At 69.9% G+C, this 15821-nt stretch carries 13 protein-coding genes; 7 read left to right on the plus strand and 6 right to left on the minus strand.

From position 1 onward, the window contains the following. Nucleotides 1-10: 10 nt before the first annotated feature. Nucleotides 11-817, plus strand: coding sequence for a tetratricopeptide repeat protein (locus LXT21_RS39985; RefSeq protein ID WP_254043507.1), 807 nt, complete (start codon nt 11-13; stop codon nt 815-817). Nucleotides 818-829: 12 nt separating this feature from the next. Here the strand turns inward: LXT21_RS39985 and LXT21_RS39990 are convergent, their stop codons facing one another. Continuing rightward, on the minus strand, nt 830-1630 hold the full coding sequence (locus tag LXT21_RS39990) for a class I SAM-dependent methyltransferase (RefSeq protein WP_254043508.1): 801 nt from the start codon (nt 1628-1630) through the stop codon (nt 830-832). Nucleotides 1631-1749: 119 nt separating this feature from the next. Between LXT21_RS39990 and LXT21_RS39995 the strand changes: the two genes are divergently transcribed. The 5 genes from LXT21_RS39995 to LXT21_RS40015 all read left to right on the plus strand — a co-directional run bounded on the left by LXT21_RS39995 (nt 1750) and on the right by LXT21_RS40015 (nt 7139). Beyond that, on the plus strand, nt 1750-2766 hold the full coding sequence (locus tag LXT21_RS39995) for an AraC family transcriptional regulator (RefSeq protein ID WP_254043509.1): 1017 nt from the start codon (nt 1750-1752) through the stop codon (nt 2764-2766). Between the two features lie 154 nt (nt 2767-2920). After that, the gene (locus LXT21_RS40000; RefSeq protein WP_254043510.1) at nt 2921-3742 is read left to right on the plus strand and encodes a serine aminopeptidase domain-containing protein; all 822 of its coding nucleotides are present in this window, start codon (nt 2921-2923) and stop codon (nt 3740-3742) included. After that, a complete protein-coding gene (locus tag LXT21_RS40005; RefSeq protein WP_254043511.1) occupies nt 3739-4701 on the plus strand; it encodes an alpha/beta hydrolase family protein in 963 nt (320 codons plus the stop codon). Before LXT21_RS40000 ends, LXT21_RS40005 begins: the two co-directional genes overlap by 4 nt. 160 nt (nt 4702-4861) lie before the next feature. Continuing rightward, nucleotides 4862-6526, plus strand: a complete 1665-nt coding sequence (locus tag LXT21_RS40010) for a hypothetical protein (RefSeq protein ID WP_254043512.1) — start codon at nt 4862-4864, stop codon at nt 6524-6526. 52 nt (nt 6527-6578) lie between these two features. Continuing rightward, the gene (locus LXT21_RS40015; protein WP_254043513.1) at nt 6579-7139 is read left to right on the plus strand and encodes a hypothetical protein; all 561 of its coding nucleotides are present in this window, start codon (nt 6579-6581) and stop codon (nt 7137-7139) included. A gap of 152 nt (nt 7140-7291) precedes the next feature. On the opposite strand, the gene LXT21_RS40020 is transcribed toward LXT21_RS40015, so the two are convergent. The 5 genes from LXT21_RS40020 to LXT21_RS40040 all read right to left on the minus strand — a co-directional run bounded on the left by LXT21_RS40020 (nt 7292) and on the right by LXT21_RS40040 (nt 14386). Beyond that, nucleotides 7292-7789 carry a hypothetical protein gene (locus LXT21_RS40020; RefSeq protein WP_254043514.1) on the minus strand — a complete coding sequence of 166 codons (498 nt, stop codon included), beginning with the start codon at nt 7787-7789 and terminating at the stop codon, nt 7292-7294. 222 nt (nt 7790-8011) lie between these two features. Then, nucleotides 8012-8719 carry a hypothetical protein gene (locus LXT21_RS40025; RefSeq protein WP_254043515.1) on the minus strand — a complete coding sequence of 236 codons (708 nt, stop codon included), beginning with the start codon at nt 8717-8719 and terminating at the stop codon, nt 8012-8014. Between the two features lie 31 nt (nt 8720-8750). Next, nucleotides 8751-12563, minus strand: a complete 3813-nt coding sequence (xdhB, locus tag LXT21_RS40030) for a xanthine dehydrogenase molybdopterin binding subunit (RefSeq protein WP_254043516.1) — start codon at nt 12561-12563, stop codon at nt 8751-8753. Between the two features lie 5 nt (nt 12564-12568). Then, on the minus strand, nt 12569-13402 hold the full coding sequence (gene xdhC, locus LXT21_RS40035) for a xanthine dehydrogenase accessory protein XdhC (RefSeq protein ID WP_254043517.1): 834 nt from the start codon (nt 13400-13402) through the stop codon (nt 12569-12571). Between the two features lie 102 nt (nt 13403-13504). Beyond that, nucleotides 13505-14386, minus strand: a complete 882-nt coding sequence (locus LXT21_RS40040; protein ID WP_254043518.1) for a LysR family transcriptional regulator — start codon at nt 14384-14386, stop codon at nt 13505-13507. 176 nt (nt 14387-14562) lie between these two features. Between LXT21_RS40040 and LXT21_RS40045 the strand changes: the two genes are divergently transcribed. After that, nucleotides 14563-15765, plus strand: coding sequence for an MFS transporter (locus LXT21_RS40045; protein WP_254043519.1), 1203 nt, complete (start codon nt 14563-14565; stop codon nt 15763-15765). Nucleotides 15766-15821: the final 56 nt, after the last annotated feature.

The raw sequence follows: 15821 nt of genomic DNA on the forward strand, positions 1-15821 counted from the left end.
TGTTCCGAACATGATGCGGTGGCGGCTGCTGCTGATGTGTCTCTTCGGGATGACTGCGTGCGCGACGACACCGACGGCCCCTCCGGCGCGCCCCTCGTGCGAGCCGGGGGCGTTGCTGCCTTGCGCGGAGTGGGGCGAGAAGCTCCTGCGCGAGGGAGACCGCTATCGCGCCACCGAGGCCTTCGCCAAGGCCTGTGAGGAAGGCAACCTGTCCGCGTGCATGACGGAGGGCGAGCTGCGCAAGGAGGCCGGTGACTACAACGGCGCCGAGCGTCCCCTGCGCAAGGTCTACGACACGGGGCAGGAGTCCGCGGCCATCGCGCTGGCGGAGGTGCACGAGGCCCGCGGCAACCCGACGGACCTCCAGCTCGCGGCGGGCTACCGCCACGAGGCCCTCGCGCTGAACAAGCCGGACACGGAGTTCGTCTTCGCCCTCCGCGTGACGACCGAGGCGGGCGCCGCGACGGAGCTGTCCTTCAACCTGCAGCCCATGGCCTTCAATGACCGTCGCCTGGGCTTCGGTCTGAACACCGTCCTGGGCCCTCCCGACCTCTTCGAACTCAACGTCTTCGGCGCCTACCAGCACTATGTGTCGTCCTGGTTCGTCCCCTACGCGCGGATGATGATGGGCGCTCGCTCGGTGCCCGGGGGCAGCGGGCTGAACGTCGGCGGCGAGGCCGGGGCCAAGGTGGCCTGGGAGGACATCGGCCACATCAACGTGGCCACGGGCGTCTCCATGGCCAGCGGTGGTTACTTCTCCGTGGGCCTGGGCCTCAATGGCCTCATCGTCCTCGCGCTCCTCTTGCAGGTCCGCTGAAGCGAGGCCCGCTCACGTCGTGGGCATCCCCAGCACGTAGGAGAGGGTCGCCTTGCCCGGCGCCTTCACCTCGCCGACCTCCCACGTGTAGCCGTCCTTCGCCAGGGCGTCGGTCATCGCCGCGAGCTCGCGGGGATGGTGCACCCGCAGCGCCGACACCAGCCCGTCCCAGAAGATGAGCAGCGGCGCCACCGGCACCACGTACGTGAGCACCAGGCGCAGCGGCGTCACCGGCCGCACCCACGGCGTGAACAGCAGCACCAGCACGGGCACCAGCAGCATGGAGAGCACCCCCGCGGGTGTGCGCCGCACCGTCTCGAACGCGGCGATGGGGACTCCTCTCGCCTGCGCGTCCGCGAGCACCTGCCGGGCCTCCTCGGGGCGGAAGTGGTGCAGCGCGCTGAACAACGTCCGCATGCCGCGCAGGTCCGACGGCACCTTCAGCGCGTCCACCGAGCGCTCCAGGTAGGTGACGCCCTCGCGCCGCGCCCGCTCGGCGGCCTGGGTGTTGGGGTACTTGTCCGACAGGAGCACGCGTGGGTCCACGCCGTGTTTCTCCGCGAGCAGGCGCTTGAGCCGGGGCAGGGGCCCGCGTCCCCCCGAGCCCAGGTCCAACAGCGCGTCGCTCCCGGACGCCTCCAGGCCGCGCGCGAGCACGTCCGCGGCGCCGTCGAAGAGGCCCAGCCGCGAGCTGACGGTGTGCAGATAGTCGGTCGCCAGGTCCCTCAGGGCGCGAGGGAACCAGTCCTGGTCGATGAACTCGAAGAGGTGCAGCCGGGGCACCAAGGCGCGAGCGGTGACGGTGTCGTTCATGTCCCAAGCGTGTCGTCGGCGGTGTCCGTCCGCAGTGACTGCCCGCGCCAGAACGGCTTGCCGCGCGCGCCAACCGACCACTACCCTCCGCCGCCGTGCCGAAGCCGTCCACCCCTGGCGTGCCGTCACTCTCCGCCCGACTGGCGCGCCAGGCCCTGCGCATCGCGAGCAGGCTCGGGCTGCCCGTGGAGACGCTCCTCCAGCGCGCGGTGGGCCTGCGCCTGGAGGACCTGGACGACCCGGAGCTGCGTGTCCCCTACGCGGTCCTCGACGACCTGCTGGAGCAGATGGCGTCCTTGTCCGGTGACGCCAACCTGGGCCTGCACCTCGCCCGTGTGGACATGGTGGACCTGGACGACCCGGCCACCTTCGTGGTGCTCACCAGCGCCACGCTGCGCGACTCGATGGAGCGTGGCGTGCGCTACCAGCGCGTGTGGGGCGACGGCGAGCGCTTCCGGATGGAGGACACCGAGCGCGGCGTGCGCATGCGCTTCACCCCCGTGGGCGCGTGGCGGCCCGCGCACCGTCACCTGGTGGAGGCCGCGCTGAGCCAGTTCGTCACCGGCGTTCGCGCCTTCACCGGCGAGGACGTGCACCCGTTGCGCGTGCGCTTCGTCCACCCGGCACCCAAGGACGTGTCCGAGCACCAGGCCCTGTTCCAGGCGCCGCTGGAGTTCGACGCGCCCTTCAGCGACATCGAGTTCTCCCACGAGGACGCCAGCCGCCCCTTCGTCCACGCCGACACGCTGCTGCACGCCATGTTCGAGCGGCTGGCCCAACGCGCCCTGGAGAAGCTCCCGGCACTGAGCACCACGGCGGACCGCGTGCGCGAGCACGTGCGCCAGGCCCTCTCGGGTGGGGACGCGTCCTTCCAGGCCGTGGCCCGGGCGCTGCGCGTCCCACCCCGCACCCTCCAGCGGCGTCTGGCCGAGGAGGGCCAGTCATACGCGGGCATCGTCGACACACTGCGACGTGAGCTGTCTGGCATCTACCTGCGACGTCGGATGTCCATCGCCGAGGTCTCCTTCCTGCTGGGCTACGCCGAGCCCGCGGCCTTCCACCGCGCCTTCAAGCGCTGGTGGGGGCAGAGCCCCGAGCGCTTCCGCCGCGAGCAACAGGGCTCCTCTTCTTCCTGATTTACACGTGTTACAGCGTGTCAACGGGTCCGACGCGACTGCGCTCGGCATGTCTGGGAATGCTCGAGCGGGCGGGCGGACAAGGACCGTTTGACTCGCTTGGCGGCGCGTTCCTAGCATCCGGGGATATCGCAGCGGGGGACTTTCCACTCACATGCCGGCTTTGACTGAGTCACCTGGGTTTCTGACCCAGGGCGAGGACTCGCTCTATTACGTCCACCATCGGGCTCGCGCGGAGCGGCGCGCGGCGGTGTTGCTCGCGGGGCCGTTGGGATTGGAGCGCGCGCATGGGTACGTGGTGTGGGTGCGGTGGGCCCGCTATCTGGCGGAGCGGGGCGTGGAGGTGCTGCGATTGGACTACCGGGGCTCGGGGGAGAGCACGGGCCGCTTCGACGAGATGACCTTCCCGCGCTGGGAGGAGGACGTGCGCACGGGCCTGGAGTACCTGCGCGCGGCGAGCCCCGGGGTGCCGGTGTTCGTGCATGGCCTGCGACTCGGCGCGTTGCTGGCGGCGCGGGTGTTCCGGACGGACGCGGTGAATGGGTTGTTGATGTGGGAGCCGCCGGAGTCGGGGCGGGCGCACCTGATGGAGGTGCTGCGCCGCAAGGTGGCGGCGGACAACCTGGAGGGGACGGGGGGCACGGCGCGCTCGCGTGAGGATTACGTGGCGCGGCTGGAGGCGGGGCAGGCGGTGGAGGTGGAGGGGTTGCCCTGGTCGCGGGCGCTGTGGCGCAGCGCGGAGGGCTACGAGCTGACATTGCCGGAGGCGCACGAGGCCCGGCCGTGGCGGGTGGTGCACCTGGATGGCAGGCCGGCGGAGCGGTTCCTCGCGCCGGGGCGCAGCGGCTCGGTGCGTGCGCCGCGGCCGTTCTTCTGGACCACCAGCAACCGGCTGCTGCCGGAGCTGGGGGAGTTGTACGCGGATGGCATGGGCTTCATCGCGGGCGGCGGGGCGCGCGCGGAGGTGCGGTCATGAGGGAGCTGGTGCAGTTGGACGTGAAGGGCCATCGGCTCTGGGGGACGTACCACCCGCCCGCGGCGGGCGCGCGGCGCTCGGTGGGGGTGCTCTTCCTGAATCCGGGGCATGTGCCGCGCTCGGGGCACGGTGGGTTGTCGGTGCTCGCGGCGGACCGGCTCGCGGCGAAGGGGTTCCCGTGCTTCCGCGTGGACCTGCCGGGGTTGGGGGACTCGGCGGGGGCGCTGCCGGAGACGACGGCGGAGCTGTACCAGCACGTGTGCCAGGGTGGCTTCGTGGAGGTCGCCAGCGCGGTGCGCGAGGAGCTGCAGCGCCGGTTCGCGTTGCGCGGTCTGTTGATGGGCGGGCTGTGTGGCGCGGCGACGACGGCGCTCTACCTGGCGGACCAGGAGCCCGAGGCTGTGCCGGGGCTGTTCATGTTCGAGCCGGAGTTCTACCTGTCCGAGCAGGAGGCGAGCGCGGTGGGGGAGGGGGCCGTGACGGAGGCGCCCCAGGGGCGGCTCAAGCGGATGACATCGAAGCTGTTCTCGTACTGGGGATGGATGCGGATGCTGACGCGCGAGAACGAGTACGCGCGCCTGTTCAAGTACGTGCCGTTCCCGCGTCAGAAGTTGTTGGACCTGTTGATGGACTGGGATTCGTTGCCGGCGGTGGCGAACGTGCCGCTGGTGCGAGCGTGGCAGCGCGTGGTGCGGCGCGGGCAGCCGGTGTTGGTGATGACGGCGGAGGGCAAGCTGCGCGACGTGTTCTTCGACCGCATCCACCGCTCGTCGCTGGCGGACCTGCCGCATCCGAATCTGTCGCGCGTCCGGCTGCAGGGCACCAATCACATCTTCACGACGGGCGGCGCCATCGAGGCGTGTGTGGCGGAGCTGGCCCGGTGGGCCAGTGTGAGCTTCCCCGAGTCCACCGCGGCTCCCGACGGCGCGCGGCCGGGACTGGAGCGCGTGGCGGGTTGAAGTGCCCTGGAGTGGACGACGCTGTCTGTTGATTGGGTGACCCCTCGCCCGCCGATTTGAGCGCCGCCCGCGCCCTGCGCGATGCTGTGGTTGCCCATGGCCGGTGGTCCGCCCTGGCGCGCCATGCTGACGCAAAGGCTGGCATCACGGGGGACATGTCATGAAAGACCATGAGCTGCTCGAGCCGCGCCCGGAGCCGACGACCGCTCCTTCTCCAGGAGGGCTGCGCGGCTGGTGGTCGCGGTGGCGCGCGGAACGGCGTGCGCCGAAGCGCGCCGCCCCGAAGAAGCCCGGAGTGGTCCGTCGTGGCTGGACGCGGCACGTGGCGGGCGTCGTGGACGTGGCGCTGGTCTTCCTCGCGCTCGCCATCGTCGCCGTGGCGGGACAGCACGCCGCGGCCAATGCCTCGAACGTTCCGGGCGGGTGGCGGCTCCCGGTGTTCCTCATCCTGTTGCCGTTCGGGTTGACCTACACGTCGCTGCTCTCGGCGCGCTCGCGGTTGACGCGGACGCGCTTCGAGCTGGCGCATCCTCCGGGCAACTACAGTCCGAAGGACCAGCGCATCCTCTTGAGCGTCCAGAAGTCGTGGAGCTACGAGCGGCTGCTCTTCCGGGCCGCGCTGGGCAAGGTGGGGCTCCACGCTCAAATCTATGGGCTGGTCACCACGCTGACGCTCGGGCTCACCTATCTCATCTGCTTCCCGCTCCCGACGCCGACGGCGGATGGGTACGGGATGGTTCCCCTCGTCGCGGTGGCCGCCGCGTCCGCCGCGACGGTGTCATTCGCGGTCCACTTCGGGCGCATCGTCGTGCGGCTGGCGAGCCAGGACTTCAACGCGCGGATGTACTCGTGGGCGACCCGTTCGATGCTGCTCTCGCTGTGCGCGACCGTGGTGGCGGCCATGTTCCTGACGCCCAGGGCAGGCTCTGGGGCGCCGCTGGTGCAGTGGTTCGACCGGGCGGTGCTGCTGGGGGCCACCGTGGCGGCGCTCGGGGACCAGGTGCTCGAGTTCGTGGTGGCCAAGGCGGCGTCGCTGTTCGGCATCGCGGTGCGCAACCCCGCGGGCTCGGCGGACCTGGGGGAGATCGCCGGGCTCACCCCGGACGACGTGGCCCGGCTCGCGGAAGAGGGCATCGAGTCGACGCATGGGCTCGCGTATGTGCCCACGGCGCGGCTGTTCTTCTCGACCAATCACAGCCTGCAGCGACTGGTGGACTGGCAGGACCAGGCCTTGCTGCTCCAGTGGGTGGGGAGCGCGCGGGCGAAGGCGCTCGCGGACCGGCTGCTGGTGCGTGGGGCCATCGACCTGTGGGGGACGGTGGTGAACCTGGACGAGGCGCCGGATGACTCGCGTCGCGTGGCCCTGGCGCAGGCGTTGGGGATGGACGAGTCGCAGGTGTCGTCCATCGTGAAGCTGGTCGAGAACGACCAGGTGGTGCGGCGGCTCCATGCGCACTACGTGTCCACCGCGTGGGTGAATCCCGGGACGGAGCCCGTGCCCGTGCTGAACGTGACCCTGATGAACGGGGTGGGGCCCGAGGACCTGGAGCGCATCGTCGCGAACGCGCTGGTGCAGCGGCCAGGGCTCACCGAGGCCGACGAGGCCCGGGTGCGCGCCGTCGTCGAACAGGCGCTCCAGTTCGTGGCGGACAGCCGCCCGGGGCTCTTCGCGCGGCCGGAGTTCGGGCAGGTGATGACGGAGTGTCTCAAGGATGCGCTCGCGCAGCAGCCGCCCTCGGCGCTGGTGGACATGGAGGCGCTCGCTCGTCTCCTCCAGGAGTCGGTGCGGAAGGCTCCGGTGGATGTGCTTCCCTCCCAGGGCTGAGCCCTGGTTCGCTCGACGCACCTTTCCGGCTGCCATATGGTGGGCAGTCTCGATGAGGCGAAAGCAGCCGGACCTCAAGGCGACGTCGGTGCATCCGGAGGGGCTCGGCTCCTCGCTGATGCATACCGTCCGCGTCTGGCAGGTCACTCCGCTCCACACCCGATGGACCGCCATGCTGCCCGTCCGGGCAGGACGCGAGGACGAGGCACGGCGTTGGGTGACGGAGGCGCTGGCGCGGAACCCGGACATGGGTGGGGGACCTCCGCGCAACGCCATCGGGCTGTTCGAGCCGGGCGCTGGCCGTCGTGGGCCGCGCTTCCTGCCGGGTGACAGCGCCCCGCGACTGTCTGCCGCGCTCTACCTCGAGTTCATGCCGGCCGGCGCTGACATGGTGTACGCGCAGTACGAACTGGCGCATCGCATCCTCGAGCGTGTCGCGTCGTTGCTCGAAGATGCGCGCTGGTACGCCATCCTGACGCAGAGCGAGGACATCCTCGACTGCTGGGAGCTCGCGGCGGGGCGGCTTCGGTACGAGCGGCACCTGACGGAGGAGGAGCAGGCTCGGGAGATGCTGCAACAGTTCGAGCCCTCGCTCCGAGGCCGCCTGGATTGAAGCCCGTCGTCCACCGAAGGGGGCGAGTGGATTGATTCTCCCGAGGAGGACGCTGGTGGGTACGGTCCTCCCGGGCGGAGCCGACCTCAGTCAGGTGACCTGAGGCCGGTCTCGACGCGCTCCCCGCGAATCGAGTGAGGGGAGATCCTGAATCACGTGCAAATCGTGGGCACGGCGGCCTGGATGAACTGGAACGAGGAGTTCAGGTACTCGGACACGCCTGCCAGGGGATTGAGTACGCCGCCAACTCCTCCTGAGAGCACGAATTGCAAGAGACTGATGGTGGCATTGAGCTGGGCTGCCGTCGCGAGGACTCGGTTGCTGATCTGGGTTGCTACGACAGGCCCAAGCTCATTGGCCATTCCTTGCACTGCCTGGTTCAGGAGTTGGAGGTCGGTGACGATGGATGCGAGGGTCGAGGCCACGAATTGTATTTGGGCGAGGGTAGGAATTCCTCCCTGCGAGAGCACGGGGCCCAGTGATTGGATTTTCTGGGCAATCTGGGCCAGTTGCTGGTTGATGGCCGTCACCGCGATTCCGGCCGGCGTGTTGATGTCCACGCATGTGGCCTGCGCGTGGGCACGGCCCGGGGCCAGGGACAGAGCCATCGCGAAGGCGGCGGCGTAGAAGCAATTCATTCGGGTGCTCATCGAGTGCTCCTGATGCAACAGCCTCCATCCGCCCCCGGCGAATCCAGGATGGGGCCCCTCTGTGTGGAAGAGGTGGTGTGCTGCGCTGTCTCAACAAGCGGGCGCCGGCGGGCGAGACAAATCCTCCCAGTCATGTCGAGCACTCGAAATTGGCCTTGAGTACAACGGTGATACACATGCGGGCCGCGCCCCGTCCACGGTGCGGGGAGGGGCCCCTTCGCCTCACTTGGAGTGTTGAGGTCCGTAGTACGCGATATCACCCTTGAACGCCTTGTTGAGCACGGACTCGAACTTCTTGTCAGGGCGTTCTTCGGGACCCTCGATGATCTCCATGAGCCACCCCGAGTTGAACGCCATGTTTCGGGGAGCGAGGAGCTTCGACAGTTTCTGACGGGTTTCGCTCGTCAGGAGATTCGGGCCCAGGTAGGTCAGCGGCAGGAAGTAGGACGGCAACTTCGATGTCCCCGCGTCGAGCCCGGTCGGGTGGGAGAAGGAGCCTTCCGACGCCATCGAGGCGCTGTTCATGAACGCCAGGCTCGGATTCAACTTCTTGACGAGGAGCTCCAGGTGCTTCCGGCCAAACTGCCATTGGTGGCTCAGTTGCTCTGGGATGCCCGTGAAGTAGAGGTGTATCTGCAGCAGGTCCAACCCCTTCTTCGGCGTGCCCGACCTGATCATCTTCAAGGCGTAAGGGAACTCGACACTGGCATGCTTGAGTCTGACCTGGATTCCCGATGCCCGGCTCTCGATGACGTCGCTGTCTTTCGTTGAGCCGGGTTCAAAAGACTTCCTCTTGAACTTGGGAAGGGAGCGCGCGGCCGTTCTCAGCGCTTCGTCAGAGGTCACGGCGTCGTTGTTCTCGAGGTAGAACCACAGGTCGACACAGGAGTCCGGCTCCTTCTTGTCCTTGGAGATCTTGTTGTTTTTCATCGGGGCCTCGACGCGCGAAGGTCTGCGCGCATCATGCCGCAACGCGGCCGTCCTCTGCCTTGTCTCCTGACAGGCGCTTCTGGATGGCCAGGAACAACGCCTCGTGCGTCGCGGGGGCGGCGAGTTCCACATCTCCCCCCGGCTGTCCGAACGCACCCACAGCGTCGCGCAGGGCCTCGCGCACCGACAGCGCGAGCATTAGCGGCGGCTCGCCCACGGCCTTGCTGCCGTGGATGGTGTTGTGCTGCGTGGCCCGCTCCAACAGCTTCACCCGGAAGTCCACGGGCGCGTCGCTGAACGCCGGCACCGGGTACGTGCTGGCCGAGTGCGTGAGCAGCCGGCCCTTCGCGTCCCACCGCAAATCCTCGCCGGTCAGCCACCCCAGCCCCTGCACGAAGCCGCCCTCGATCTGTCCCCGGTCCACGCCCGGGTTGAGCGAGTCGCCCACGTCCTCCAGCACGTCCACCCGGAGCACGCGCTTCATGCCGGTGAGGCCGTCCACCTCCACCTCCGTCACCGCCGCGCCATACGCGAAGTAGAGGAACGGCTTGCCCTTGCCCTTCGCCTTGTCGTAGCCGATGCCTGGCGTCCGGTAGTACCCCGTCACGGACAGGCCCACACGCGCCAGATACGCCGCGTCCACCACAGCCGCGAACGCCGCCGACACCTCGGGCGCGCCCTTCACGCCCACGCGGCCTCCCTCGAACACCAGGGACTCCGGCGCCACCCCGCGCCCGTGCTTCTCCGACAGGAGCTTCGCCGCCACCGGCACCAGTCGCTCGCGGATGCTCACGCACGCCTCGCGCACCGCCGCGCCGTTCAAGTCCGAGCCACTCGACGCCGCCGTCGCGGAGGTGTTGGGCACCTTGTCCGTCACCGTCTTCGCCAACCGGATGGCGTCCGAGGGCAGGCCCAGCTCACGCATGGCCACGCCCTGAATCTTCGTGTGCAGGCCCTGGCCCATCTCCGTGCCGCCGTGCGACACCATCACCGAGCCGTCCCGGTACACGTGCACCAGCGCGCCCGCTTGGTTCAGGAACGTCGCGGTGAACGAGATGCCGAACTTCATCGGCGTCATCGCGAGCCCCCGCTTGATGTTCGGTGAGCGGGCGTTGAACGCGTCCACCTCCGCGCGCCGACGCGACAGCTCCGAGGACTCCTTCAGCTCACGCCACAGCCCTGGCAGTCGCTCGTCCTCCAGCTCCTGGCCGTAGTGCGTGGTGTTCGTCTCACCGGTGCCCCGGTAGAAGTTGCGCTCGCGCACGTCCTCCGCGGACAGGCCCAGCGCGCGCGCCACCCTCGCCAGGACCTCCTCGCCCACCAGCATGCCCTGTGGACCGCCGAAGCCCCGGAACGCCGTGTTGGAGACCAGGTGCGTCTTCGCCACCCGCCCCGTGTAGCTCGTCGCCGGGATGTAATAGGCGTTGTCCAGGTGGAAGAGGGCGCGGTCCGTGATCGACTCGGACAAGTCCAACGACCAGCCGCCGTTCGACACCAGCACGGCCTTCAGGGCCAGCAGCTTGCCCTGCTCGTCGAAGCCCACTTCGTACGTGGCATGGAACGGATGGCGCTTGCCCGTCACCGCCATGTCCACGTCCCGGTCCAGCATCCACCGCACCGGGCGGCCCGTGTGCCAGGACGCCAGCGCCACCAGCGCGGCCGGCGCGTTGCCTTGCGTCTCCTTGCCGCCGAAGCCGCCGCCCATGCGCGGTGACTGCACCACCACGCGGCTGCGCGGCAGGTGCAGCACGTGCGAAATCACCGCCTGCACCTCGGACGGGTGCTGCGTGGAGGACACCACGGTGATGTCGCCGTCGTCGCCCTTCTCGGCGTAGGCCGCCTGGGTCTCCAGGTAGAAGTGCTCCTGGCCGCCAATCGACACGGTGCCGGACAGTCGGCGCGGGCTCGCCGCGAGCGCCGCGTCCACGTCACCCCGACGGATGATGTGCGGCTCCGAGTGGTAGCTGCCCTGGGCGATGGCGTCCTCCACCGTGAGGACGGCGGGCAGGGGCTCGTACTCCACCACGACCTGGCGCGCGGCCTCGCGGCACGCGTCCACGGACTCGCCCACCACCACGGCGACGATCTGCCCGTGGAACAGCACCTCGTCCTTCGCGAGCAGCGGCTCGTCGTGGCGGATGGGCCCGGTGTCGTTCATCCCCGGGATGTCCTCGGCCATGAGCACCGTCACCACGCCGGGCAGCGCCCGAGCGGCCGTCGCGTCCCGGCGCAGGATTCGCGCGTGCGCGTGCGGCGAGCACACCGGCCACAGCTCCAGCATCGGCCGCGACTGCGCCACGTCGTCCACGTACCGCGCCGCGCCCGTGACATGACCCAGCGCGCTCTCGTGGCGCAGCACGCGCGTGGCGTCCGTGGACACCTCACCGTCACCCCCGACGAAGCCCGGCGCCGCGTCCAACGAGGGGCTGCGCTCGCCCGTGAAGAACTTCTCGAACAGGCTCACGATGAGCCCACGCCGATACTCCGCGCTCCCGCGCAAATCGCTGATGGGGGACAGCTCCGCGCCGAGCACCGGCAGCACCTGGTCCACCGTCTCCCGCGTCCAGGGCTTGCCGACCAGGAGCTCCTCGGTGCGACGCGCGCGAATCGGCGTGGCCGCGACGCCGCCGTACCCGAGCCGCGCCGTGCGCACCACGCCGCCCGGGTCCACGTCCACGCAGAAGCCCGCCGCGACGATGCTGATGTCCAGCTCGCGCCGCTTGGACACCTTGAAGGAGTCCGACAGTCGCTTCAGCCCGCTGTCCGCCGAAGGGCCGTGGGGGATGACGATGGCGCGCACCACCTCGTCCGGCTGGAGCGCCGTCTTGCGGTACGCGAGGAAGAACTCCGACAGCGCCACCGTCCGCTTGCCGCGCACCGAGACCAGCACCAGCCGCGCATCCAGCGAGAGCAGCACCGGCGCCAGGTCGCCGATGGGCGACGCCGTCACCAGGTTGCCGGAGAGCGTGGCCCGCTGGCGGATCTGCCGCGAGGCGAAGACGTTGAGCATCTTCGTCACCTCGGGCAGCGCCGTGCCGAGCGCGTCCTCCAGGTCGACGAGCGTCGCAGCCCCGCCCACGTGCCACCCATCCTGTTCCCGACGGATGTCGCGCAGGTCGTCCACCGCCTCCGTGGAGAGGAGGAACGGGTAGCGCCTGGACTTCTTGGTGATGTCCACGCCCAGCTCGGTGGCGCCCGCGACGAGCATCGCCTCCGGGTGCGCGGCCTTCAGCGCGAGCAGCTCCTCCCACGAGTCGGGCCGCAGGAACCTCTGGCCCTTCGCCTCATAACTCACGGGCGACAGGGCGGCCGCGGGACCGCCGAGCGGCGTGCCAGGAATCGCGCTCAACCCCACCGCGGCGTCGCGCGCGGCGAGCGCCTCCATCATCGCGTCGCGAATGGGCCGGTAGCCGGTGCAGCGACAGATGTTCCCACACAGCTGGTCCGCCACCGTCTCCGGGGTACAGACGGCCGGACGCGAGTACGCCTCCGCCATGGAGACGACGAAGCCCGGCGTGCAGAAGCCACATTGCGAGCCGTAGTGCTTCACCATGGCCTGCTGCACGGGGTGGGGCTTCTCCCTCGAGCCCACCCCCTCCACGGTGACGATTTCACGGCCGGCCACCATGGGGACCAGGGTGATGCAGGCGTTGAACGCGCGCAGGTTCCGGTTCCCCTGGGCATCGCGGTCCACCATGGCCACCGTGCACGCGCCGCAGTCGCCCTCGGCGCAGCCCTGCTTCGTCCCCGTGGCGCCCCGGGCGCGCAGGAAGTCGAGCAGCGTGGTGTTGGGAGACACGTCCTGGACGCGGACGACGCTCCCGTTGAGCCGGAACTCGAACATGGTGCTCATTCTCCAGACGAAACCCCGCGCAGGCGGGGCGGCTCCGAGACGGATGACTCGGGGCGGGTTTCGACGAAAGGCTGGTGGTGGAGCTGGAGCAGGCCCGCGGCGATGCTCACCGCGACCTCCTGGGGCGACTTGCCGCCCAGCTCCAACCCCATGGGGCACTGCACCCGGCTCAACAGGCTCGCGGGCACGCCGCGCGCCTCCAGGCGCTGACGGAACCGGGCCCACTTCGTCTTGCTGCCGATGAGGCCCAGGTAGCGCGCGGGCTTCTCCATCGCGGCGGCGACGATGTCCTGGTCCAGATCATGCCGGTGCGTCATCACCGCGACATAGGTGCGCTTCGCGTCCCAGGCGGCCTGGGCGAAGAAGTCCTCCCAAGGCTCGTCGTGGCGCGTCACGGACGGTGGGATGCGCTCGCCCTGGAGCCACTCGGGGCGCTCGTCCACCAGGTGCACGCGGAAGGGGGTGCCCTCGAGGATGCGGCACACCGCCTGGCCCACATGGCCGGCGCCGAAGAGGTACAGCCGAGGCCCGTGGTTGACGGGCTCCACGAAGACATCCACCACGCCTCCACAGCACTGGCCGAGCTTCGCGCCCAGGGGATAGCGGTACGAGCGGGACTCGCCGCGCTCCAGACACGCCCGGGCGTCGGCGAGCACCAGCTGCTCCAGGTGTCCGCCGCCCACGGTGCCGTGGAACACGCCGTCGCCGCGCACCAGCAGCTTCGCGCCGGGCTCGGCGGGGGTGCTTCCCTGACAGGTTGTGACGGTGGCCACGGCGAACGGCGCACCCTCGCGCGCCCACTCGCCCAACTGGCGGACCCAATCCCACATGGTCCCCCAGAGTCTGCCACACCCTGTGTCCGGCGGGGATGGGTCTACATGTCACCGGTGTGGAATGGACGCCGGCCCTGCGGGCGAGGGGCCCTGGGAGTCTCAAGTCTCGAACAGGTGCGCCGCCATGAAGTCCACGAACACCCGCAGCTTGGGGGACAGGTAGCGGCTGGAGGGCCACAGCATCCGGAACGTGCCCTGGTGGTGGAGGTGGCTGTCGAGCACCTTCACCAATGTGCCCTGCGCGAGCTGACGGCGCAGGGCGAAGTCCGGCAGGCAGGTGATGCCCAGGCCCTGCTCGGCCATGTAGATGAGCGGCTCGATGGTGCTCGCCACCACCGTGGTGGGCAGCTCCACCTCCTTGCGGCCCTTGCGGAACGGCCAGCGCTCCAGCTTGCCGGTGGTGGCGAAGCGGTGGTGCAGACACGCGTGTTGCTTCAGGTCCTCGGGCTTGCGAGGAGTGCCGCGGCGCGCGAGATAGTCCGGCGAGGCGACGAGGATGAGCCGGAACGTCCCCAGCACCCGCGCCATCAGCCGCGAGTCGCTGATGTCTCCGGCGCGCACCACGCCATCGAAGCCCTCGTCGATGATGTCGACGAGCCGGTCCGAGAAGTCCAGATCCAGCTCGATGTCTGGATACGCGCGCATGAACGCGCTCAGCGTCGGCATCATCAACATGCCGACCAGGGGCATGCTGATGCGCAGCTTGCCGCGGGGCGCCTCCTGCGTTTGCGCGAGCTCCAGCTCCGCGGCTTCGATTTCACAGAAGATGCGCCGGCAGCGCTCGAGGAAGAGCGAGCCCTCCGGCGTCAGGGTGATGGTGCGCGTCGAGCGGTGGAAGAGCCGCACCCCGAGCCGCTCCTCCAGCCGCGCCACCGCCTTGCCGATGGCCGACGACGACACCCCGAGCTGCCGCCCCGCGAGGGTGAAGCTGCGCGCCTCCGCCGCCTGAACGAAGGCCTGGAGTGAGCCGAGACTGTCCATCCACCGCGCTCCGATTCCGGACATCCCTGTCCGATGTGTTCCGAACTCTAGCGTGATGGTCCGCGAGCGCGCCCGGAATTACCTTGCCCGTCAACACCTCACCGTCGTCGCGCACGGGCGCTCCTCGCCGCTCTCGGCACGAGGGCACCCGTGTGTCGACCTCATCCCCACGGGCCATGACCTCCTCCTCGCTCCCTGTCGACGCCACCGCGCGGGCCGAACCCGCGCTCCCACTCGGAGGGCTCCTCGCGCTGGCGATGGCGGCCTTCATCACCGTCCTCACCGAGGCGCTCCCCGCGGGGCTGTTGCCGCGGATGAGCGTGGACCTCGGCGTGTCGGAATCCATGGCCGGACAGCTCGTCACGTTGTACGCGCTCGGCACGCTGCTGACGGCAATTCCCCTCACGGCGGCGACGCAGGGCTGGCGTCGCAGGCCGCTGCTCATCGGCGCCATCCTGGGCTTCGCCGTCGTCAACACCGTCACGGCCGTGTCCTCCAGCTTCGCGTGGACGCTCGCGGCGCGCTTCCTGGCGGGGGTGTTCGCGGGGCTGCTCTGGGCGCTCGTCGCCAGCTACGCGGCGCGCATGGTGTCCGAGCGACAGAAGGGCCGGGCGATGGCCATCGCGATGGTGGGCATCCCGCTCGCGCTGTCCCTGGGGATTCCGGCGGGCACGTTCCTGGGCGCGGCCGTCGGCTGGCGCGTCGCCTTCGGCATCATGAGCGGCCTGACGCTGGTGCTGGTGGGCTGGGTGCTCGCGTGTGTGCCGGACTTCCCCGGGCAGCCCGAGGACCAGCGCCTGTCGCTGGCCCGCGTGTTCCTGATGCCCGGCATCCGCCCCGTGCTGTTCGTCACGCTGGCGTTCGTGCTCGCGCACAACGTGCTCTACACGTACATCGCCCCGTTCCTCGCAGCCGAGGGCCTGGCGGGGGACGTCGACGTGGTGCTGCTCGTCTTCGGCGTGGCGGCGCTCGCCTCCATCTGGGGCGTGGGTGTGCTCATCGACCGGTGGCTGCGGGAGCTGGTGCTGCTGAGCACGGCGCTCTTCATCGGCGTGGCGGTGGTGCTGGCGCTGTCGAGCGGGCTCCCCGCCGCGGTCCACGTGAGCGTCGCCATCTGGGGGCTGGCCTACGGCGGCGTGGCCACGCTCTTCCAGACGGCCTCGGCGAAGACGGCCGGGGAGGCGTCCGATGTGGCGCAGTCCATGGTCGTCACGGTGTGGAACATCGCCATCGCGGGAGGAGGGCTCGCGGGCGGCGTGCTGCTCGACACGCTGGGGACGCGCTCGTTCCCGTGGATGCTGATGCTCCTCCTGGTGCCCACGCTGCTCGTGGCCTGGAGGGCGCGGGAGCACGGCTTCCCGCCCGTGCCCCGGCGCTGAGTCCCGGCGCGCCCGCGAGGCTTCGTGTCACACGCCTCGCGGGCGGATTCAGGGGC

Source organism: Myxococcus guangdongensis, assembly GCF_024198255.1.
In the GTDB taxonomy this organism is placed as follows: Bacteria; Myxococcota; Myxococcia; order Myxococcales; family Myxococcaceae; genus Myxococcus; species Myxococcus guangdongensis.

Coding starts and splice junctions, on each gene's coding strand:
- LXT21_RS39985 (WP_254043507.1), top strand. CDS start 11: ATGATGCGGTGGCGGCTGCTGCTGATGTGTCTCTTCGGGATGACTGCG.
- LXT21_RS39990 (WP_254043508.1), bottom strand. CDS start 1,630: ATGAACGACACCGTCACCGCTCGCGCCTTGGTGCCCCGGCTGCACCTC.
- LXT21_RS40000 (WP_254043510.1), top strand. CDS start 2,921: ATGCCGGCTTTGACTGAGTCACCTGGGTTTCTGACCCAGGGCGAGGAC.
- LXT21_RS40005 (WP_254043511.1), top strand. CDS start 3,739: ATGAGGGAGCTGGTGCAGTTGGACGTGAAGGGCCATCGGCTCTGGGGG.
- LXT21_RS40010 (WP_254043512.1), top strand. CDS start 4,862: ATGAAAGACCATGAGCTGCTCGAGCCGCGCCCGGAGCCGACGACCGCT.
- LXT21_RS40015 (WP_254043513.1), top strand. CDS start 6,579: ATGAGGCGAAAGCAGCCGGACCTCAAGGCGACGTCGGTGCATCCGGAG.
- LXT21_RS40020 (WP_254043514.1), bottom strand. CDS start 7,789: ATGAGCACCCGAATGAATTGCTTCTACGCCGCCGCCTTCGCGATGGCT.
- LXT21_RS40025 (WP_254043515.1), bottom strand. CDS start 8,719: ATGAAAAACAACAAGATCTCCAAGGACAAGAAGGAGCCGGACTCCTGT.
- xdhB (WP_254043516.1), bottom strand. CDS start 12,563: ATGTTCGAGTTCCGGCTCAACGGGAGCGTCGTCCGCGTCCAGGACGTG.
- xdhC (WP_254043517.1), bottom strand. CDS start 13,402: ATGTGGGATTGGGTCCGCCAGTTGGGCGAGTGGGCGCGCGAGGGTGCG.
- LXT21_RS40040 (WP_254043518.1), bottom strand. CDS start 14,386: ATGGACAGTCTCGGCTCACTCCAGGCCTTCGTTCAGGCGGCGGAGGCG.
- LXT21_RS40045 (WP_254043519.1), top strand. CDS start 14,563: ATGACCTCCTCCTCGCTCCCTGTCGACGCCACCGCGCGGGCCGAACCC.